Source organism: Paracoccus pacificus (assembly GCF_042680785.1).
In the GTDB taxonomy this organism is placed as follows: Bacteria; Pseudomonadota; Alphaproteobacteria; order Rhodobacterales; family Rhodobacteraceae; genus Paracoccus; species Paracoccus pacificus.
The window spans coordinates 564,800-584,060 of sequence record NZ_JBHUEN010000043.1; the positions used below are offsets into that span (position 1 = coordinate 564,800).

Sequence of the window (19,261 nt, forward strand, 5' to 3'; positions counted from 1 at the left end):
GGCGGCGCCCGGTATAGTCGGGGACCGCAGCCGTGATACGGCTGATTTCAAAGGGACATGCGATGACGGTCAAGGTCGGGATCATCATGGGCAGCCAGTCCGACTGGCCGACGATGCGCGAGGCTGCGGCCATTCTGGACGAACTCGGGGTGGGCTATGAGACCCGCATCGTCTCGGCCCATCGCACCCCGGACCGGCTGTGGGAATACGGCAAGACGGCGGTCGGGCGCGGGTTGAAGGTGATCATCGCTGGTGCCGGCGGGGCGGCGCATCTGCCGGGCATGATGGCCTCCAAGACCCGGCTGCCGGTGATCGGGGTTCCGGTCCAGACCAAGGCCCTGTCCGGTGTCGACAGCCTTTATTCCATCGTCCAGATGCCAAAGGGCTATCCGGTCGCGACCATGGCGATCGGCGGCGCCGCGAATGCGGGGCTGATGGCGGCGGCGATACTCGCGCTGTCCGATCCCGATCTTGCCGTTCGGCTGGACGGATGGCGCGACGCCCTGTCCGCGTCGATCCCCGAGGAACCGGCGGATGGTTGAGACGATCGGCATTCTGGGCGGCGGTCAGCTTGGCCGGATGCTGGCCGTCGCTGCCAGCCGGCTGGGCTTGCGCAGCCATATCTATGAACCCGGCGCCGCACCTGCCGGTGATGTGGCCCACAGCCTGACCACCGCCGGATATGACGACGCCCGGGCGCTCGAGGCGTTCGCCCGCTCGGTCGATCTGGTCACCTATGAATTCGAGAATGTGCCGGCCGAGTCCCTTGATCTGATCGAGGCCATCGTGCCGATCCGCCCGGGGCGCCGCGCCCTTGCGGTCAGTCAGGACCGGGTGGCAGAGAAAAGCTTTCTGAACGAGATCGGCCTGACCACGGCGCCATGGGTGGCCGTCGACGGCCTGGGCGACATCGCGCTGACCGGCCCGGCGATCCTGAAAACCCGCCGGCTGGGCTATGACGGTAAGGGGCAGGTGCGGCTGAAGCCGGGCGATGATGTCCGCGCGGCGTGGAAGGCGGTCGCAGGCGCGCCTTCGGTTCTTGAAGGCTTCGTCGATTTCAGCGCCGAGATCAGCGTCATCGTGGCGCGCGGGGCCGACGGTCAGGTCGCCGCCTTCGATCCCGGCGCGAATGTGCACCGTGACGGTATCCTGCGCACCACCACGGTGCCCTGCGGATTGCCGGGACGGATCACGCAGGACGCGATTCTGGCCGCCGGGCGCATCGTCAACGGGCTCGATTATGTCGGGGTGATGGGGGTCGAGTTCTTTGTCACCGCGCAGGGTCTTGTGGTCAATGAAATCGCGCCGCGGGTCCATAACTCGGGGCACTGGACGCAGGCGGGTTGCGCGGTGGACCAGTTCGAACAGCATATCCGCGCGATCACCGGCCTGCCGCTGGGCGATGGCGGCCGCCATGCCGATGTGGTGATGGAGAACCTTATCGGCGACGACATCGACCGCGTGCCGGAATGGCTGCGCCGGCCGCGCACACAGGTGCATCTTTACGGCAAGGGCGCCGCGCGCCCGGGCCGCAAGATGGGCCATGTGAACATCATCCAATGAAACTGGCCCGCCCCCGGCTTGCCGTGCGCGCCGCCATTCTGTCCGCCGATGGCCGGCTGTTGATGGTCAACGCCTATCCCGGCCAGCAGTCCGACCTTTGGGCGCTGCCCGGCGGCGGGGTCGAACCCGGCCAGTCGCTGCCCGAGAACCTGATCCGCGAAGTGGCCGAGGAAACCGGCCTGATCATTGCGGTGGGTGCGCCGATCCTGATCAACGAATTCCACAACCCCGCCAACGGCTGGCATCAGGTCGAGATCATCTTTCGCGCCACGCCGCAGCCGGGCGAGATCGTGCTTGCCGATCCGGCCGGCGTGGTGAACCGTTTCCGCTGGGTCTCACGGGCCGATCTGGCGGGACTGCGACACAAACCGGATCAGTTGGCCAATGCCGTCTGGGGCACCGGGCGGGCGATCTATGATCCGCTGGAAACGATCGTCATCTAGGGTCCGGGGCGGCTAAGTCTCGGCGATGCCGGGCCGAAGGTCCAACCACAGCACATGCTGCGGACCATGCGTGCCCCCGGTGAAAACCTGGCCCCGATCCTTGAGGCGGTTTCTCAGATATGTCTTGTAAGCGGCGGAATTGCGAAGGTTGACTGTCAGAACCAAGGCTTCGCGATCCGGGTTGGTCCGGCGGACATGCCCGGCCAGCGCCGCCAGTGCGGCACTGCCATATCCCAGACCCTGAAGCGGCCCGTCGATCAGCAGCCCGCGCAACCCGATGTGCCGGGGCGTCGCGAAATCATGGCGCTGCCAATACAGCGGATCCAGCTTGAACATGCCGACAGCGCGGCCGTCCGTGTCGCGAATTTCGTGAAACGTCAGCGCGGGCGTCGCGTCCCGGATCATCTCGGCGCCGGTCGAAACGAAATCCCCCTGATCCGGCCCCGGCCGCAGCCCGGCCAGCCTTGATAGCTGGTCGGGCCGCAACTGGTGCAGCGTGATCACGCCTCCATCGCTTCCAATTCGTCGATGAACCCCTCGATCATCGACAGGCCCTTGTCCCAGAACGCCGGGTCGGCCGCATTCAGCCCGAAGGGCGCCAGCAATTCGGTATGATGCTTGGAGCCGCCGGCGCGCAGCATGTCGAAATATTTCGACTGGAAATCCGGCAGGCCGGATTCATATGCCGCGTAAAGCGCATTCACCAGCCCGTCGCCGAACGCATATGCATAGACATAAAACGGCGAGTGGACGAAATGCGGGACATAGGTCCAGAAGGTTTCATAGCCCGGCATGAACTCGAACGCGTCGCCCAGCGATTCACCCTGCACCGACATCCACAGCGCGTTGATGTCGTCCGGGGTCAGCTCGCCCTCGGCGCGTGCGGCGTGAAGCTTGACCTCGAAATCATAGAAGGCGATCTGCCGCACCACGGTGTTGATCATGTCCTCGACCTTGCCGGCCAGCAGCGCCTTGCGCTGGGCGGGGTCGGTGGTCTTGGCCAGAAGCGCGCGGAAGGTCAGCATCTCGCCAAAGACGCTTGCGGTTTCGGCCAGCGTCAGCGGGGTCGAGGCCAGCAATTCGCCCTGACCGGCGGCCAGACGCTGGTGGACGCCGTGGCCAAGCTCATGCGCCAGCGTCATCACGTCGCGCGGCTTGCCCAGATAGTTCAGCATCACATAGGGGTGCACCGTGGTCACCGTCGGGTGGGCGAAGGCGCCGGGCGCCTTGCCGGGCTTGACGCCCGCGTCGATCCAACCGCGATCAAAGAACGGCTCGGCCAGCATCGCCAGATCGAACGAGAAACCGGCATAGGCCTCGCTGACGGTCTCGCGCGCCTCCTCCCAGGGGATGGTGCGCGCGGGCTCGCCCGGCAGCGGGGCGTTGCGGTCCCAGACCTGCAACTTGTCCAGCCCCAGCCATTTCGCCTTCAGCCGGTAATAGCGGTGCGACAGGCGCGGATAGGCCCGGGTCACGGCATTGCGCAGCGCCTCGACCACCTCGGGTTCGACATCGTTCGACAGATGCCGCGCGGTCTGCGGGGTCGGCAGCTTGCGCCATTTGTCCTCGACCGCCTTTTCCTTGGCGAGCGTGTTGTGGACGCGGGCGAACAGCTTGACGTTCTCGCCAAAGACCTGCGCCAGCGCCCGCGCGCCGGCCTCGCGCCGGGCGCGGTCGTGGTCGGTCAGCAGGTTCAGCGTGGCTTCCAGCCCCAACGGCTCGGCCTCGCCCGCGACGTTGAAGGTCAGCGCGGCGGTGGTTTCATCGAACAGCCGGTTCCACGCCGCCGCCCCGACCACCGAGTTGTCATGCAGGAACCGCTCCAATTCGTCCGAAAGCTGATAGGGGCGCATGGCACGCATCCGGTCGAACACCGGCTTCCAGCGCGCCGGGCCATCGGCGGCGGTGAAAACCGCCTCATAGATGTCGTCGGGGATGCGGTTGAATTCCAGACTGAAGAACACCAGCGGCGTGGTCGCGTTGGTGATCCGGTCCTGCAGATCGCTTAGCAGCTTGGCGCGGGTGGCGTCGGTGGTGTTCTGGTAATAGCGCAGCCCGGCATAGGACATCAGCCGGCCGCCAAGGATGTCGATCTGTTCATAGCGCCGGATGCATTCCAGCATGGCGGCGGCGTCCAGATCGGCAAGCCTGCCCTGATAATCGGCGGCGAAGGATGCGGCATCGGCCTCCAACCGCTCAAGATCGCGGGTGATTTCCGGCGCGTCGGGCGCGGGGTAAAGATCGGTCAGGTTCCACTCGGGCAGGACCCCAAGACTGGTGGCATCGCCGGCAACGGCTTGTTTGCCGTCGCGAAGAATGGCGGGCAGGGGGATCGAGCGGGTCATAGGGCTGTCCTTTCTGTCAGTCGGGCACAAATTGGGCGCTGCCGGAAGCGGACGCAAGAGGATCGGCGAGATTGCAGTTCCGTGACGCGGCCGGATCCGGCCCGCGATAGATACGCTCAGCCGAATTGGGTCAGCAACGCCGTGATGACCTGCGCGCGGCGCGGTGCCGTCTCGAACAAGGCCTCATGGCGGCCGCCTTCGACCGTGATCAGCCGGGCCGAGGGCCAGCGCGCACAGGTGGCGCGGATCGCGGCGGCGGACACGATCGCCTCGCCGCTGCCAAGGGTGACGATGCTGGGAATGGCCGGAAGCGGGGCGCGGGCCAGCGCGCGGCATTCGCGCAGCGCCGCCCCGACCCAGCCGAAGGTGGCCCCGCCCAGCGTCAGATCGGGCCATGCGTCCGCCTCGGCCACCATCCGCGCCCATGCGGTGGCGCTGCCGGTCAGCAGATTGCCGGCGAAACCGCTGTCAAGCACATAGGTGCCGTTCGCGCCGCTGCCCGGAACCGGTTTGACGGTGTGGCCCAGCACCTGCGCCGCCTGCGCCAGACCAAGCGCCACACCGACCGGCACCCGGCCGGTATCTATGCCCCACATCGGCGCGCTGAACGCGGCGGTCGCGACGGGCAGCCCGTTCATCAGCGCGCGCAGCCCGATCGCCGCGCCCATCGAATGGGCCAGCAGATGCCACGGCTTCGGCAGGTCAAGGCGGGTCGCCAGATCGACCATCACCCGCACGTCACGCTGATAATCGGCGAAATCGGTGATGTGACCGGGCCGGGGATCGCTCAGCAGCCGCTGCGACGCCCCCTGTCCGCGCCAGTCGATGCCCAGAACCGAAAGGCCGGCGGCGGTCAGATCGGCGGCGACGGGGGCGTATTTTTCAAGATATTCGGTGCGCCCGGGGAACAGCAGCACCGTGCCCGCGGTTGCGGTCGTCCCCCGCCACAGCCCAAGCCGCAGGCGCAGGCCGTCATCGGCTTCGGCCCAATAGATCTCGGCCGGCGTCTCGTCGGCGCCGAAAGGGGGCGGGGGGCTGCGAAAATCAGCCACCACCGCCGCATGCCGGCCGAGATTCAGCCCAGCACCGAGGCCAGCTTCATCGCCAGCCCCATGTCGCCGTCGACCTTGAGCTTGCCGGTCATGAAGGCCGCGGTCGGGTTCACGCTGCCGTCCAGAATGCCCTGAAACACGTCCGCGTCGGCGGTAAGGGTCACATCCGCGTCATCATCGCCCGCCCGCGCGCCTTCGCCGTCAAGGATGATCGAACCCTCGTCGCCCAGCACGAATTTCGCCGTGTCGGTGAAAGCACCACCCACTTTTTCGTTCAGTGCGGCGACGGCCGTATCAATGATCTTGCTCATGTCAGTGTGCTTCCCTTCATCAAAAAAACCGGCGGTGCTGGCGGAGTGCCCGGCAGATCGCTACATTAGCGTTTATGCGCAGCCAATGGTTCCTTTCCAATCCTGTCGTTACGGCATTTTGCGGCACAATTTTCGCCTGTGTTTTGGCCGCTGCGATCGTGACGCCCGGCTTGGCGCAGGGTCAGGGCGCAGCCCCGCCGCCGATGACCGAAGCACCCCCCGCCCAGGATCCCCAGTCAGACGGGGCGACGACGGATGCGCTTACGCCGGATCAGGCCGAACCTGCGCAGCCGCTGGCCAAGGCCGATATGGACAAGCTGTTCGCCGAACTGGCCGACCCGAACAACGACAACTGGAAGCGTGCCGAATCGGATATTCTGCGCGAATGGTCGAAATCGGGCTCTCCGGCCATGGATCTGTTGATGAAAAAGGGCGAGGCCGCGCTTGACGAAGGCGACGTTCCCCGCGCCATCGGCGAGCTGACCGCGCTGACCGATCACGCACCCGATTTCGCCTCGGGGTGGCAGTTGCGGGCCTCTGCCTTCTTTCTCGACGGGGATTTCGGTCCGGCGGCGGCCGATCTGGCCCGCGCGTTGCAGCTTGAGCCGCGACAGTTCGCCGCGCTGACCCAGCTTGGGGTGATGCTTGAGGAGATGGGCCGCGATCAACAGGCGCTCGACGCCTTCAAGGCCTCGCTGAAGATCCATCCCCACCAGCAAGAGGCCATCGACGGCGCCGCGCGTCTGGAAAAGAAGTTGCAAGGGCTGACCCTGTAAGGCGCACGACATGGCGGGACGTATCACGGCCGTGCTGGGGCCGACCAATACCGGCAAGACGCATCATGCGATCGAACGGATGCTGGCCCATCGGACCGGGGTCATCGGCCTGCCGCTGCGGCTTCTTGCGCGCGAGGTCTATGACCGCATCGTGGCGCAGCGGGGTCCGTCGGTGGTGGCGCTGGTCACCGGCGAGGAACGTATCGTGCCGGAACGCGCCCAATACTGGGTCGCGACGGTCGAGGCGATGCCCGACGCCATCGGCGCCGATTTCCTTGCCGTGGACGAGATCCAGCTTTGCGCCGACCCCGAACGCGGCCATGTCTTCACCGACCGGCTGCTGAACGCGCGCGGATTGCTCGAAACGATGTTTCTTGGCTCGGACACCATGCGGCCGGCGATCGCGGCGCTGGTTCCGGGCGTGCAGTTCATGCACAAGGACCGGTTCAGCACGCTGACATGGGCCGGATCGAAAAAGCTTAGCCGGATGCCCGCGCGGTCGGCGATCGTCGGGTTTTCGGCCGATGACGTCTATGCCATGGCCGAGCTGATCCGCCGCCAGAAAGGCGGCTGCGCGGTCGTCATGGGGGCGCTTTCGCCACGGACCCGCAACGCGCAGGTCGCCATGTATCAGGCCGGCGAGGTCGATTATCTGGTCGCCACCGACGCCATCGGCATGGGGCTGAACCTCGACATCCGTCACGTCGCTTTCTCGGCCACCTCGAAATTCGACGGCCGGCGGATGCGGCCGCTGTTCCCGCATGAGCTTGGTCAGATCGCCGGGCGCGCCGGGCGCCACACGCAGCCGGGCACCTTTGGCGTGACCGGAGACGCCGGCCCTTTGCCGCCCGAGGTGATCGAGGCGATCGAAAACCACCGCTTCGCGCCGATCCAGCGGCTGCAATGGCGCAATCCGAACCTTGAATACGGCACGCTCGACCGGCTGATCGGCTCGCTTGAGGCGAACCCGGTCAGCGAATGGCTGGTGCGGGGGCGCGAAGCCGATGACCTGCACGCGCTGAAGGCGCTGGCAGCATTGCCCGAGATCCGCGGCCGCGCGCAGCATCCGCGCGACATCCGGCTGCTTTGGGACGTGTGCCGGGTGCCCGATTTCCGCTCGATCAGCCCGGGCGAGCACGTCGGCCTGCTGCAACGCATTTTCGGCTTTCTGCAGGGCGGCGGGAAAGTGCCACAGGACTGGATCGCGACGGCGGTGGCGCGAATTGACCGAACCAAGGGCGACATCGACACGTTGTCCCGCAGGCTGGCGTTTATCCGCACATGGACCTATGTCGCGCAAAGACCCGGCTGGGTCGAGGACGAAAGCCATTGGCGCGCGGCGACTCGCGCTGTAGAAGACCGATTGTCGGATGCCCTGCACGGTGCGCTGACCCAAAGATTCGTAGACCGGCGCACATCGGTGCTGCTGCGCCGGTTGAACCAAAAGGAGAGCCTGGTGGCCGAGGTTAACGACAAGGGCGAAGTGACGGTCGAGGGTGAATTCGCCGGCCGGTTGGAAGGTTTCCGGTTCCGCCCCGACCAGACTGCGACTGCGGATGAGGCGAAGATGCTGGGCCGCGCCAGCTATGAGGCGCTGCGCCCCGAGTTTCATCTGCGTGCCGACAGGTTCTATAACGCCCCGGACACCGAGCTTGATTTCACCGAGCAGGGGGGGCTGATGTGGGGCTCCTCGGCGATCGGCAAGCTGATCAAGGGTGCCGAGCCGCTGAAACCCTCGGTCGAGGCTTTCGTCGACGAAGAGGCCGGTCCCGAGATCGCCGACAAGGTGCGGCGCCGGTTGCAGCATTTCATCGACCGCAAGGTCGCCACGCAATTCGAGCCGCTTCTGGCCATGTCGCGCGACGAGGCGCTGACCGGGCTGGCGCGCGGTTTCGCCTTTCGTCTGGTCGAGGCGCTGGGCATCCTGCCGCGCGAGGGCGTGGCGGCCGAAGTCAAGGAACTGGATCAGGACGCCCGCGGCGCGCTGCGCAAGCATGGCGTGCGGTTCGGTCAGTTCACCATTTTCATGCCGGCGCTGCTGAAGCCCGCCCCGACGCGGCTGCGTCTGGTTCTGTCCTCGCTTTGGGACGGTCTGGCCGAATTCCCGGAAAGCCCGCCCCCGGGTCTGGTCACGATCCCGAATATCGCCGATGTGCCGCGCGGATATTACACGCTGTCGGGGTATCACCCGGCGGGTGAGCGTGCGATCCGCATCGACATGCTGGAACGTCTGGCCGACATGCTGCGCGGCAATGACAGCCGGGCGGGGTTCGAGGCGACGGCCGACATGCTGTCGATCACCGGCATGACGCTTGACCAGTTCGCGGTGCTGATGGGTGGCCTCGGCTACCGCGCCGAAAAGGGCGAACGTGAAAAACTCCGGGCAAGCGTCGAGCCGACGCCCGCCTCGGCGCCGACCCCCGCCGACGACGCAGAAGTCGATCACCAGCATCCGCTGACCGAGGAAGAAAGCGTCCTCGCCGCCGAAACCCGCGCCCGGTGGGAGGCCGAACAGGCCGAGAAAAAAGCCGCCGAGGCCGCGAAAGCTGAGGTCGCGGAGGCCGAGGCTACGGATGCCGGTGCCGCGGATGCTGAGGCCACGGATGCCGGGGTTGGTGCGGATGCCGCGACGGCCGAGGACGGCGCGGCGGCGGGGGATCCCGCAGCCGAAGCCCCGGCGGTCGAGATGGAAACCTTCTATACCTTCACCTGGGCGCCGCGTCCGCGTGGTGGCAATCGCCGCCCGGCGCGCGGCGGCGAGGCCGGCCAAGCTAAAGCGGGCGCCGGCGCATCCGCCGATGCCGAGGCTGGTGGCCGTCAGGGGCGCCGCAACGACGGCCGGCAGGGCGGCCAGCGCCGTGACCCGAACCGCGATCAGGCGCGCGATCAGAACCGGGCCGAGGGCGAAGGTGATTCGCAGCCGCGCCGCCACGGCGGTCATGGCCAGAAGCCGAAGGGCAAATCCTTTGCCAAGGGTGGCGACGGCAAGTCTGGTGGCAAAGCCGACGGCAAGCCCGGTGCCAAGTCCGGTGGCAAGGGCGGCAAGCCCGAGGCGAAGCGCAGTTTCGAGGCGCGTCCGCCGCGTCCCGACAACCGCAAGGTCGACCCGGACAGCCCGTTCGCGGTCCTCGCGGCGCTGAAGGACAAGATCTGAGCCGCCGCAGCCCAGTCGCGCCACGGCACGAGACACCCGATTCCGGGCGGATCCGGCTTGATATATGGCTGTTCCACGCCCGGGTTTTCAAATCCCGCAGCTTGGCGACCGAGCGCATTCAGGCGGGCGGTATCCGGCTGAATGGCCAGCCCTGCCGCAAGCCGGGCCATCCGGTGGGACCCGGCGACATCCTGACGATCGCGACCGGAAGCGGGCAGGTGCGCGCGCTGGAGGTGCTGGCCCCCGGTACCCGGCGCGGACCCGCGACCGAGGCGGCTACACTTTATCGCGATCTTACCGACCTGACTCCGTCCCGGCTCGCCTTGAATGATCCCGACGAAGGGGCTAACTAGCACCACGTCAAAGCTGGGGTGCCCGATGACCTATGTCGTGACCGACAATTGCATCATGTGCAAATATACCGACTGCGTCGAGGTCTGCCCCGTCGACTGCTTCTACGAGGGTGAAAACACGCTGGTGATTCACCCCGATGAATGCATCGATTGCGGCGTCTGCGAACCCGAATGCCCGGCCGACGCGATCCGCCCGGATACCGAGCCGGATATGGATAAATGGGTTGAATTCAATCGCGAATATTCCGAGCAATGGCCGGTTATCACGCGCAAGAAAGACCCGCTGCCGACGGCCGAGGAAATGGACGGACAGCCCGACAAGCTGGAAAAATATTTCTCGCCCAAACCCGGCACCGGCGACTGATCGGCGGGCTGCACCCGGCCCATATTGCCCAATGGCGATTGCCGGCAAACCGGATCGCCTGATCGGTAAAGTCGCGTAACAAATTGCGCCGGCACGCAATGCTGCATGCGCATGATCCTTTTTTTTGTCCTAAATTTATGTTATATAGTCGTCACATTCGGCTCCAGCCTGGCTTAGGCGGCCAGCATGGTGCCGATTTGCTGCTGACTCGATCGTCTGCCCGATCGTGGCAAAATATGAGGATTCGGGCCTCAGGGGCGGCTTTGCCGCCTTGGGGCGTTTTGTGCCCGCGTGGGCGCAGATTAAGGATGTAAAATGACGAAAGCGAAGAAATCCGAATTCCGCCCCAATGAATTCGTCGTCTACCCGGCCCATGGTGTCGGCCGCATCGTTTCCATCGAGGAACAAGAGGTCGCGGGTTACCGGCTGGAGATGTTTGTGATCTCCTTCGACAAGGATAAAATGACGCTGCGGGTGCCTACCGCACGCGCCAGCGAAATCGGCATGCGCAGCCTGTCCTCGCCCGATCTGGTCGACCGCGCGCTGGAAACGCTGAAAGGCAAGGCCCGGGTCAAGCGTGCGATGTGGTCGCGCCGCGCCCAGGAATATGAGCAAAAGATCAATTCGGGCGATCTTATGTCGATTGCCGAGGTCGTGCGCGACCTGCACCGCAACGATGATCAGCGCGAACAATCCTATTCCGAGCGTCAGCTTTACGAGGCCGCCATGGACCGGCTGACCCGTGAAGTGGCGGCGGTTGTTGGCATGGACGAAGCCGGTGCGCAAAAGCGCGTCGACGAGGTTCTGACCGGCCGCGCGGCCTGATCGGTCACGCTCGGTTCTTGTGAAAACGCGCCCCGGCTGTCCGGGGCGCGTTTTTATTGCCGCGTCCCGACCTGACCGATGCAATCGCCGTTCCGGCCGTCCCGGATCGTCAAGGCGCCGCAGCCGAACAGGTCCCATTGCGCATGATCGGCGCAGAACATGCCCCAAGCCGCCGTTTTGCTGAACGGGCCGCCCATATGGCGCGCAGGGTCGGATGCCATGAACGCCGCATAGGCCGGCCAATCCGTCATGGTCATCAGGCAAAGTGAAAGTCGCGCCGTGGTCAGCGTGGGGATCGCGGTCGTCAAAGGCACATCACATCCTTTCGGCGGGCCGGATACGGTTGCGGAATGGGGTCGCGCCGCCGCTCAGTTCGGCGGGTCTGAGCGATCCGGCACCGCGGGCTCGGTGGCCAGAAGCTCACCGGTGGGGCCATCGACGGCGGCAAGATCGTCGGGCAGTGCCTCGACGGTCCGGGCGCGCCCGTCAACGGCGAAACGGGCCATCAACGCGCTTTCAAGCGATCGGTTCAGATCCTGCGCCAGTTGGATGTATTGCTGATTCTTCTCGATCGGAACATCGGGATCCCAGGCGTCGGCAAGCTCGCGCAGGCCGCGGCGGTCCATGGCGTAGTAGATCCGCGCCAGCTCGGCCGCCTCATAGTCGGTATGACCCGATTTTTCCAGAACATAGCGCCCGACGCGGATGCTGGCGTCGAACAGCTCTCGCACCACCTGATCGGCGCCGGCGCGGCGCAGACGGAACACCTGTTCCCGGTCATAGGCGCGGGCGATGATATGCAGGTCGGGCCGCGCCTCGCGGGCCAGTTCGACCACGCGCAGCGTCGCCTGGGGGTCGTCAAGCGCCACGACAAGGATGCGCGCATGGGCAAGGCCCGCCGCATCCAGCACCTCGGGTCTGGTGGGATCGCCGAAATAGCCGCGAAAGCCAAAACGGCGCATGATCTGGATCACCTGAAGATCATGGTCGAGAACGGTGGTTTTCAGCCCCGAAAACGTGACCAGCCGGTTCACCACCTGTCCAAAGCGCCCGATGCCGACGATGATGATCGGCTCTTGATGGTCGATGTCGTCGGCCGGGGTTTCCGGCTTGTCCTCCTTCACCATCCGCGAAAGCCCATCGTAAAGGATGAACATAAGCGGCGTCGCCAGCATGCTCAGCGCGATGACAAGCTGGACCCCGCGCGCCAGATCGGTCGGCAGGATCGACAGGCTCAGCGCGAATGAGATCAGCACGAAACCGAACTCACCCGCCTGCGCCAGCGACAGGCTGAACAGCATGCGGTCGCGGCGCGCCATGCGCACGACGCGCGCGAGCAGGCCGAGCACGACGAATTTGATCAGGATCACCCCCAGCGTGGCGCCAAGCACGACCAGCGGAAATTCGGCCAGCAGCCCGAAATCCATACCGGCGCCGACGGTCACGAAGAACAACCCCAGAAGCAGCCCCTTGAAGGGCGCGATCTGGCCTTCCAGCTCGTGCCGGAATTCGGATTGGGCCAGCAGCACCCCGGCAAGGAAGGTGCCAAGCGCGGGCGATAGCCCGACCATGTTCATCAGCGAGGCGATGCCGACCACGACCAAGAGCGCCAGCGCCGTATCAAGCTCGCGCAGGTGGGCCGAGTGCACGAAGGTAAAGCTGGGTCGGTAGAGATAGCGGCCGGTCAGCACCACCAGACCCACCGCGGCCAGCGTCGCCAGCGCCGCCGCCCATCCGGGCAGATTGGACAGCAGGTTGACCGATACTTCGCTTTCCGCGGCGGCATCGGGCTGGGCGATCGCGACACTGGTCAAAAGCGGCATCACCGCCAGCATCGGGATCGCCGCGATATCCTGGGTCAGCAATACCGCGAAGGCGTTGCGCCCGCCGGGGCGCTGCATCAGCTGCTTTTCGTTCAGCGTCTGCAGCACGATCGCGGTCGAGGACAGCGAGAACACCATCCCCAGCACCAGCGCCACCTGCCATGTCTGGCCCAGCCATTGCGCCACCGCCATGATCAGCAGCGTCGAAATGATGATCTGCGAACCGCCCAGCCCGATCAGGCTGCCGCGCATCGCCCAAAGCGCGCGCGGGTCAAGCTCCAGCCCGATCAGGAACATCATCATCACGACGCCGAATTCGGCGACATGCTGCAATTCGGTGACCGAATTTCCCGCCACGCCCAGCACCGGGCCGATGGCGACGCCCGCCAGCAGATAGCCCAGCACCGACCCCAGCCCCAGCCGGGTCGAGATCGGCACGGCAATGGTCATCGCCAGCAGATAGATGGTGGCGAAAAGCAGGATTTCGGTCACGGCCTAGCGCCCGTCGAGAATGCGTAGCGCCTGCTGCCTGCCGCCCTTCACATAGGTGACCTGTCCGTTCCCGATCGAGTTGATGACGCCGCCGTCAAGCCGGTCGCCCAGCTTCAGTTTGACAAAGCGGCCGTTGCCGGTGCGCACCAGCGCGCGGCTGTTCCGTCCGGCGCCAAAGATGCCGATCAGCGTGGTGCGGCGAAGGTCGATCCCGCGCGATTGGGTGGCGGTGCGCGCCACGCCGGCGGCGGTCGGGCCGCCCTTGGGAACGACGCGCTCGGGCTCGGGCTCGTTGTCCAGCTCCTGCGCTTGCGGGACGCGGCTCAGGCCCGGGGGCGGGCTCGGCTTGTTCGGGACCATGCGGATCTGCGGCAGCGGGGCGTTGCGCTGCACCGTGGGCGCCGGTGCGACCACACGGGGGGCGGGCTGGACCGGAACCGGCGGTGCCACGACAACCTGCGGCTGCGGCTGCGGGGCAAGCGCCACCCGCGGCACCGGTTGCGGGGTGGGTTGCGGTTGCGGTTGCGGGGTCGGGGCGGCGGCCCGCTGTTCGGGGACGGCGCGCGGCGGCAGCGGAGAGCTTTGCAGGCTGCTTAGCGCGACGCCGCCCGGCGCGGCGGGCGATTCCGCGATGGCCGCGGCGATTGCGGCGTCGACCGCGCGGCTGTCCGCCGACGCGGCGCGTTTGCCCGAGGGACGTGCCTGCGGACGGTCGGACCGCGCCAGCCGGTCCTGCGCGGTGGTGACAGGCGCGGCTGACACCTGCGTCGCCGCGGGTGCCGCCGCCGATCCCGATCCCGAACCCGAGCCGGGGCGCTGGCGGGGGCGGCCGTTGCCGACCTGCTTGATCAGGGCGCGTTCCGCCTCGGACAGGCCGGCATTTCCGGCCTGAGCCAGCCGCAGGTCGCGCGCCAGCCATGCGATATGGTCCTGTTCGTCCCGGGTCAGCGGCTGTTCGTCCTCGGGCTCGGGGGCCGATCCTTCCTCGGCCGGTCCGGCGGTCGGCCGGGGCGGCGGGGCGGCCGAACGCCGGGGCGCGACCGAAACCTGAACGGCGGGTGTCGCGGCGGTCGGCGGCGCGGTTTCCGTCTGCGCGGCGGCGGGTTGTGTCGACACCGTGGTCGTGGCCGTGGCCGTGGCCGGTGCGGAGGGTGAGGGCGCGGATGTTGACGGCGCTGGGGTCGATGGCGCGGGCGTGGATTGCGCGGCGGGCAGCGCCGCCGATTGCACGGCTGGCGCAGTTTCGCTGGCTGTCCGGCGCGAGATGCTGGCGGGGCGCGGCGGCGGGGCGCCCGGCGGCCGGCCCTTGTACAGCATCTGCCCCTCGGGCGTGCGCACACCGTTTTCGGTCGGGGTGATGCGGCCTTCGGCATCGACCCGGGCAATCTGGTCCTGCGGCAACCGGGCGGGCAGTTGCTGCGGCAGATTGTCGCCCGACGCGACAGCCGGTTCCGCCGGGCGCCGGGCCGAAACCGGCGCCGAGCGCGGACGCTGCGAGGTCAACAGGATCGAGTCGCGCGGCAGGGCCGTGGTGGGGTGGGTCGTCGTCGGCTGGGTCGGTATGGACTGGCTGGACGCATTCTGCGACGCCGGGGCCGACGTTCCGGAAGCGGGTCGTGCCGCTGCTTCGCTTTGGCTCGGCGGCGGAAGGGTCGCGGTGCCGACATTTGTCGACGCGGGCGCAGGCGACGCGGAGGAAGGCGATGCGGGCGAAGGCGATGCGGCGGCGGGCGTGGACGCGCCGGCCGACCGACCCTGTGACCAGATGGCGGGGCGATCGACGGGCGGCGCGGCCGAGGCCACCGTCCGGTTTTCCGGCGCCGTGCGCGTCGCAGGCGTCGTTGCCGCCGCAGTGCCGGCAGCGTCGGGCAGGACCGAGGATCCGACCCGCGCGACGCCCGGCCCGTTCGGCAGCGGCGGATCCGGCCGGCGCGTCACCGGCGCGGTTTGCTGCGCCTGCCGGACCGACGCGGCGGTCGGCGTCCCGTTACCCGGGACCGAGGGCGCTGCGGCGGATCGGGCGACGACCCGCTGCGCGGCCTGATAAGCCGCCGCGATATCCTCGGGGCGTGGTTTCGGGCGCGGCAGCGGCGTGGTTTGGGTTGGCTCGGCCGTCACGACCTCTGGCGCCGGCGGTTCATCCGCCGGCACGGGCGTTGCCGGGGTGATGCCCGCATCACCCGCGGTATCAACCGGAGAAGTTCCGACCGGCGGCGTCGTGCCAGTGGGATCGGCTGCGGAATCGGCCGTGGGATCGGCTGCGGCTTCCTCGGTCGTGCCTGACGCGATGCCCGTCGTCCCGCCGACCGTCCCGCCGTCTGGTGCATCGGCATTCGCGACGCCGTTATTGTTCGCCGTCTGTTCGGGCGCGCCGAAATACATCGCGGCGCTGATCCCCACCGCCACGATGAGGATGCCGGCCGCCAGCATCGTCAGGTTGCCGCGTTGGGGCAGGCTGACCGAGGGCAACGCCACCAGCCGCCGCTTTTTGCCGGCGGTCACCGGCGGCTCGGCGCGCAACGCACGCTCGGCCCGGGCGGCGGCGGCGCGTTCCAGCACGGCCTGCGCCCGGGGCGGCACCGGCGCGCCCACGCGCGGGGTTCGCCGGCGGGTTCTCGGCCGTGGCTGTCACCGCGGCTTGCGCGTCCTGTGGCGCGGTCGATTTGACCTCTTTCGACACTGGCGGTTGCGGCCGGGCCGGGGGAGGCGAGCGTCTGCCGCGCCAGATGACGCTGGGCGCCAGCCTTTGGGCCAGCGTTTCGCCCTGCCGCACAGGCGCGGTGAGGGGCGGCGTCTGCCCGGTCTTTGCCGTGCCGTTCGCGGCGGCCGTGGTGGCATCGGTCCTGGCGGGCTCTTCCTCGGGGCCGCGGGCCATGCGACCCAGACGGTCGCTCCAGTAGCTCGTCGCCTGCGCCACACGCACCCGGGCCGCGGCGAGGGCGGGACCGGATTTGCGCAGCAGATCGCCGGCGCGGTCCCGGGTCTGACGGCTGATGGCGACCAGCCGCTCCATGGTTTCCGGGGCCTGCGGCGCGGCCGAGACACGCTCGGCCGGCGCGGCAAGGCGTGGCCCGGCGACGATGGCCGGGCTTGCCGGTTCGGGGGCCGCAGTCACCGGGGCCGCAGTCACTGGGGCCGGGGCTTCGGGCGTCGGCGCCGGATCAGCGGGCGGGGCTTCGGACGTGGTTTCCGGAACGGCGACGGACGCAGCATCCGGCGCCGCCGTCGTTTCTTCGGGCTGGGCCGGGGCGGGCTGGGCTGGAGCGGGCTGGGGTGCCTCGGAATGGGCCTGCGCGGCCTCGGCAACAGTTTCCACCATGGCGGAAATTGCCGGCAGATGCGGCGGGATGAGCCGCACCTCGATCGCCGATGCCGTTTCGGCGGGGGCCGTTTTGGCAGGGGCGGGGGCCGTTTCCGCAACCGGGGTATCCTGCGCCGGGGTCGTCACGACGACCGGCTCAGCCGTGGCGGGGGCAGAGCTTTCCGCCTGCGTCTTGGCTGAATCATCGGTGTTTTCATCGGCCGCGTCGTCAGCGGCGGTTTCTGCGGCATTTTCTGCCGCCGTCTCGGGGTCCCGAATGACCCCGGAAGTAACGCCGGCCTGCGTCAGCCGCTCCGTCGCCTGCGCCATCAGCTCTTCGGTCGGTTCCGCTGGCTCATTCACAGGGGTCATCGCGGTGTCACCAAGATCAAGCGGCATCTGCGCGATCTCAATGGGGGCGTCCTCGACGGCGTTATTCTCGACGGCGTTATCCTCGACGGCATCATCCTCGGCGGCATCATCTTCGACAGCGGCGTCCTTCACGGGGGCGTCGGCCGCGCCGTCCGCCTCTGCGGCAGCGTCGTCGCCTGCCACCGGATCGGCCGCAACATCGACCGGGGCGGTCTCCAGAGGCGCCGCAGCTTCCGATGGCGCGGTTTCGGCGCCCAATTCGGAATCCTCGGCATCCCCTTTGGCCGGGCCGACCTTCAACGTATCGCCGGCGCCGTCGCGCAGGATACGCTGGCTGTGACCAAAGAACGGTTCTCCGTCGAAATTGTCACTGCTTGGCGTGGCGATGAAACCGCCGGGATTGAAGCCGTGCTCCTCGGCGAAATGCTCGGCCTCGGACAGGGTCTGGCGGGCGACGGCGGCGACGCGCACCAGATCCGTCACCGCAGGGTCGGCGCCGCTGTTCGCCGGCAGCCAGTCCCATGCCAGATCCTTGACCGGATAGGGGGTCAGCCCCTCAAGCGCCAGACCGACGGCCTGCCGGCGCGTCATGCCGTCACCGCGCGGTGCGTTCAGGGTGGTGAACAGGATCTGGTCGTTGGGGATGATCAGATGGGTGACGAAGCCCTGCGGCGCGGCCCGTTCGGCCCGTTGGCGCAGCGTGTTCAGCGCCTGACGCAGCCCCGGATCGGACAGCGACGCGCGGCCAAGCTGCGACCAGCCACCGGTATCCCGGCGCAACAGAAAGATCGCCGACGGGGTAAAGGAAAGTGCAAATTCGGCGCGGGCTGGCATGTTCATCAATGTCTGGTCCGAAACAGTCCGGTCGGGCCGGGATTCAGGGAAAACGCATGTAACAATTTCTACCTCAGATGGTCGCAAAGGAAAAGCAAAACACCAAGTTGTTATGTGATTCGCCGGACCCACCCCAACCTGTTGTGCGTTAGCCGCAGATTCACGAATTCGGACCGTCTGTCCGACCTGGCAAGAGAAGGAGAACGCCATGCCTGCCCTGACCGTCCCCGGAACACCCCGAACATTGATCGCGGCCGCTGTTGCGGCATTGATGATGGCGGGCGGGGCCATGGCGCAGACGCCGCCCGCGCCCGACCAGCCAATGCCCCCGAAAGCGGGTCACATGATGAAAGGCCATCCGATGTTTGGCAGACTGACGGTCTCGGGTCAGGGCGAGGCGACGGTCGCGCCGGATATCGCCACGATCTCGCTTGGCGTCACCACGCAGGCCGGAACGGCGGCGCAGGCGCTTAGCGATAACAACGTCAAGCAGCAGGCGATCCTCGACAAGCTGACCGAACTCGGGTTCGAGTCGCGCGACGTGCAGACCTCGGGGCTGAACCTGAACCCGCTCGTGGCTTACGCCGAGGGCAAGGCGCCGCAGGTCACCGGCTATCAGGCGCAGAACATCGTCACCGCCAAAGTGCGCGATCTGGCCAAGCTGGGCGAAGCCCTTGACGCGCTGGTGGCGGCCGGCGCGAACGAGATGAACGGGCTGACCTTTGGCCGCGACGACGATGCGGCGACGAAGGACGAGGCCCGCGCGGCGGCGGTCGAAGATGCCCGCCAGCGAGCGCAGGTTTACGCGGATGCGGCGGGCATGAAGCTGGGCCCGATCCTGTCGATGACCGAGGTCGGCGACGCCGTTCCCGGACCCCAGCCGATGATGATGCGGGACGCGGCGGCGCAGAAGGTGCCGATCGCGCAGGGTGAATTGTCGATCAATGCCGCGGTCAACGTCACCTTTGCCCTGCTGCCCGAAGGGGCGGGCGATGGTCCGGAGGATGGCATGGACGAAGGGTCGGGCGACGGCATGGGTGATGATATGGGCGATATGGATCACGGCCCCGATGACGGTAACGCCCCGCCTCCGCCGCCGGTCGTTCCCGGCGCCACCCCGCCGGCACCTCCGGGCGGTGAACCGATGCCGGCCCCGGACGCCGCCCCGGGCGCGCCGGCCCCGAACTGAGACGGCCCTGAACTGAGACTGCCCTGAACTGAGACGGGCCGGATATGTAAATGCGCGGGCCACC

Annotated in this window: 16 protein-coding genes; 9 read left to right on the plus strand and 7 right to left on the minus strand. The window is 67.5% G+C overall.

What is annotated here, in order from left to right; genetic code table 11:
- Positions 1-62 precede the first annotated feature (62 nt).
- The 3 genes from purE to ACFSCT_RS15230 are packed head-to-tail and all read left to right on the plus strand — an operon-like array spanning position 63 to position 2,006.
- Entirely contained in the window at positions 63-542 is a 480-nt protein-coding gene (purE, locus tag ACFSCT_RS15220) for a 5-(carboxyamino)imidazole ribonucleotide mutase (RefSeq protein ID WP_379144103.1), read from the plus strand.
- Positions 535-1,563, plus strand: coding sequence for a 5-(carboxyamino)imidazole ribonucleotide synthase (locus ACFSCT_RS15225; RefSeq protein WP_379144106.1), 1,029 nt, complete (start codon positions 535-537; stop codon positions 1,561-1,563). Before purE ends, ACFSCT_RS15225 begins: the two co-directional genes overlap by 8 nt.
- Positions 1,560-2,006, plus strand: a complete 447-nt coding sequence (locus ACFSCT_RS15230; RefSeq protein ID WP_379144107.1) for an NUDIX domain-containing protein — start codon at positions 1,560-1,562, stop codon at positions 2,004-2,006. Before ACFSCT_RS15225 ends, ACFSCT_RS15230 begins: the two co-directional genes overlap by 4 nt.
- Before the next feature lie 12 nt (positions 2,007-2,018).
- On the opposite strand, the gene ACFSCT_RS15235 is transcribed toward ACFSCT_RS15230, so the two are convergent.
- From ACFSCT_RS15235 to ACFSCT_RS15250, 4 genes are all read right to left on the minus strand, one after another.
- Positions 2,019-2,510 carry a GNAT family N-acetyltransferase gene (locus tag ACFSCT_RS15235; RefSeq protein ID WP_379144109.1) on the minus strand — a complete coding sequence of 164 codons (492 nt, stop codon included), beginning with the start codon at positions 2,508-2,510 and terminating at the stop codon, positions 2,019-2,021.
- Positions 2,507-4,351 carry a M3 family oligoendopeptidase gene (locus tag ACFSCT_RS15240; RefSeq protein WP_379144111.1) on the minus strand — a complete coding sequence of 615 codons (1,845 nt, stop codon included), beginning with the start codon at positions 4,349-4,351 and terminating at the stop codon, positions 2,507-2,509. Before ACFSCT_RS15240 ends, ACFSCT_RS15235 begins: the two co-directional genes overlap by 4 nt.
- Positions 4,352-4,467: 116 nt before the next feature.
- Positions 4,468-5,403: an alpha/beta fold hydrolase gene (locus ACFSCT_RS15245; RefSeq protein WP_379144112.1), complete on the minus strand. Its 936-nt coding sequence runs from the start codon at positions 5,401-5,403 to the stop codon at positions 4,468-4,470.
- Between the two features lie 23 nt (positions 5,404-5,426).
- Entirely contained in the window at positions 5,427-5,714 is a 288-nt protein-coding gene (locus ACFSCT_RS15250) for an SCP2 sterol-binding domain-containing protein (RefSeq protein ID WP_379144114.1), read from the minus strand.
- A 203-nt stretch (positions 5,715-5,917) separates the two neighbouring features.
- Between ACFSCT_RS15250 and ACFSCT_RS15255 the strand changes: the two genes are divergently transcribed.
- From ACFSCT_RS15255 to ACFSCT_RS15275, 5 genes are all read left to right on the plus strand, one after another.
- Positions 5,918-6,490 (plus strand): tetratricopeptide repeat protein, encoded by a 573-nt coding sequence (locus ACFSCT_RS15255; RefSeq protein WP_379144116.1) that lies wholly within the window; start codon positions 5,918-5,920, stop codon positions 6,488-6,490.
- A 10-nt stretch (positions 6,491-6,500) separates the two neighbouring features.
- Positions 6,501-9,644 (plus strand): helicase-related protein, encoded by a 3,144-nt coding sequence (locus ACFSCT_RS15260; protein WP_379144117.1) that lies wholly within the window; start codon positions 6,501-6,503, stop codon positions 9,642-9,644.
- Between the two features lie 62 nt (positions 9,645-9,706).
- Entirely contained in the window at positions 9,707-9,997 is a 291-nt protein-coding gene (locus tag ACFSCT_RS15265) for an RNA-binding S4 domain-containing protein (protein ID WP_379144404.1), read from the plus strand.
- Positions 9,998-10,022: 25 nt separating this feature from the next.
- Positions 10,023-10,361 (plus strand): ferredoxin FdxA, encoded by a 339-nt coding sequence (fdxA, locus tag ACFSCT_RS15270; protein ID WP_379144406.1) that lies wholly within the window; start codon positions 10,023-10,025, stop codon positions 10,359-10,361.
- 315 nt (positions 10,362-10,676) lie between these two features.
- Positions 10,677-11,186, plus strand: a complete 510-nt coding sequence (locus ACFSCT_RS15275) for a CarD family transcriptional regulator (protein ID WP_379144119.1) — start codon at positions 10,677-10,679, stop codon at positions 11,184-11,186.
- Between the two features lie 53 nt (positions 11,187-11,239).
- Here ACFSCT_RS15275 and ACFSCT_RS15280 read toward each other — a convergent pair whose 3' ends face one another.
- Genes ACFSCT_RS15280 through ACFSCT_RS15290 form a run of 3 tightly spaced genes read right to left on the minus strand, consistent with a single transcriptional unit; the run spans position 11,240 to position 16,060 of the window.
- On the minus strand, positions 11,240-11,500 hold the full coding sequence (locus ACFSCT_RS15280) for a GNAT family N-acetyltransferase (protein ID WP_379144120.1): 261 nt from the start codon (positions 11,498-11,500) through the stop codon (positions 11,240-11,242).
- A 54-nt stretch (positions 11,501-11,554) separates the two neighbouring features.
- Complete coding sequence (locus ACFSCT_RS15285; protein WP_379144122.1) at positions 11,555-13,501, minus strand: monovalent cation:proton antiporter-2 (CPA2) family protein; 1,947 nt, start codon at positions 13,499-13,501, stop codon at positions 11,555-11,557.
- A 3-nt stretch (positions 13,502-13,504) separates the two neighbouring features.
- On the minus strand, positions 13,505-16,060 hold the full coding sequence (locus ACFSCT_RS15290; protein ID WP_379144123.1) for a hypothetical protein: 2,556 nt from the start codon (positions 16,058-16,060) through the stop codon (positions 13,505-13,507).
- A gap of 2,309 nt (positions 16,061-18,369) precedes the next feature.
- On the opposite strand from ACFSCT_RS15290, the gene ACFSCT_RS15295 reads away from it, so the two are divergent.
- A complete protein-coding gene (locus tag ACFSCT_RS15295) occupies positions 18,370-19,197 on the plus strand; it encodes an SIMPL domain-containing protein (RefSeq protein WP_379144124.1) in 828 nt (275 codons plus the stop codon).
- Positions 19,198-19,261: the final 64 nt, after the last annotated feature.

Coding starts and splice junctions, on each gene's coding strand:
- purE (WP_379144103.1), top strand. CDS start 63: ATGACGGTCAAGGTCGGGATCATCATGGGCAGCCAGTCCGACTGGCCG.
- ACFSCT_RS15225 (WP_379144106.1), top strand. CDS start 535: ATGGTTGAGACGATCGGCATTCTGGGCGGCGGTCAGCTTGGCCGGATG.
- ACFSCT_RS15230 (WP_379144107.1), top strand. CDS start 1,560: ATGAAACTGGCCCGCCCCCGGCTTGCCGTGCGCGCCGCCATTCTGTCC.
- ACFSCT_RS15240 (WP_379144111.1), bottom strand. CDS start 4,351: ATGACCCGCTCGATCCCCCTGCCCGCCATTCTTCGCGACGGCAAACAA.
- ACFSCT_RS15250 (WP_379144114.1), bottom strand. CDS start 5,714: ATGAGCAAGATCATTGATACGGCCGTCGCCGCACTGAACGAAAAAGTG.
- ACFSCT_RS15255 (WP_379144116.1), top strand. CDS start 5,918: ATGACCGAAGCACCCCCCGCCCAGGATCCCCAGTCAGACGGGGCGACG.
- ACFSCT_RS15260 (WP_379144117.1), top strand. CDS start 6,501: ATGGCGGGACGTATCACGGCCGTGCTGGGGCCGACCAATACCGGCAAG.
- fdxA (WP_379144406.1), top strand. CDS start 10,023: ATGACCTATGTCGTGACCGACAATTGCATCATGTGCAAATATACCGAC.
- ACFSCT_RS15275 (WP_379144119.1), top strand. CDS start 10,677: ATGACGAAAGCGAAGAAATCCGAATTCCGCCCCAATGAATTCGTCGTC.
- ACFSCT_RS15295 (WP_379144124.1), top strand. CDS start 18,370: ATGTTTGGCAGACTGACGGTCTCGGGTCAGGGCGAGGCGACGGTCGCG.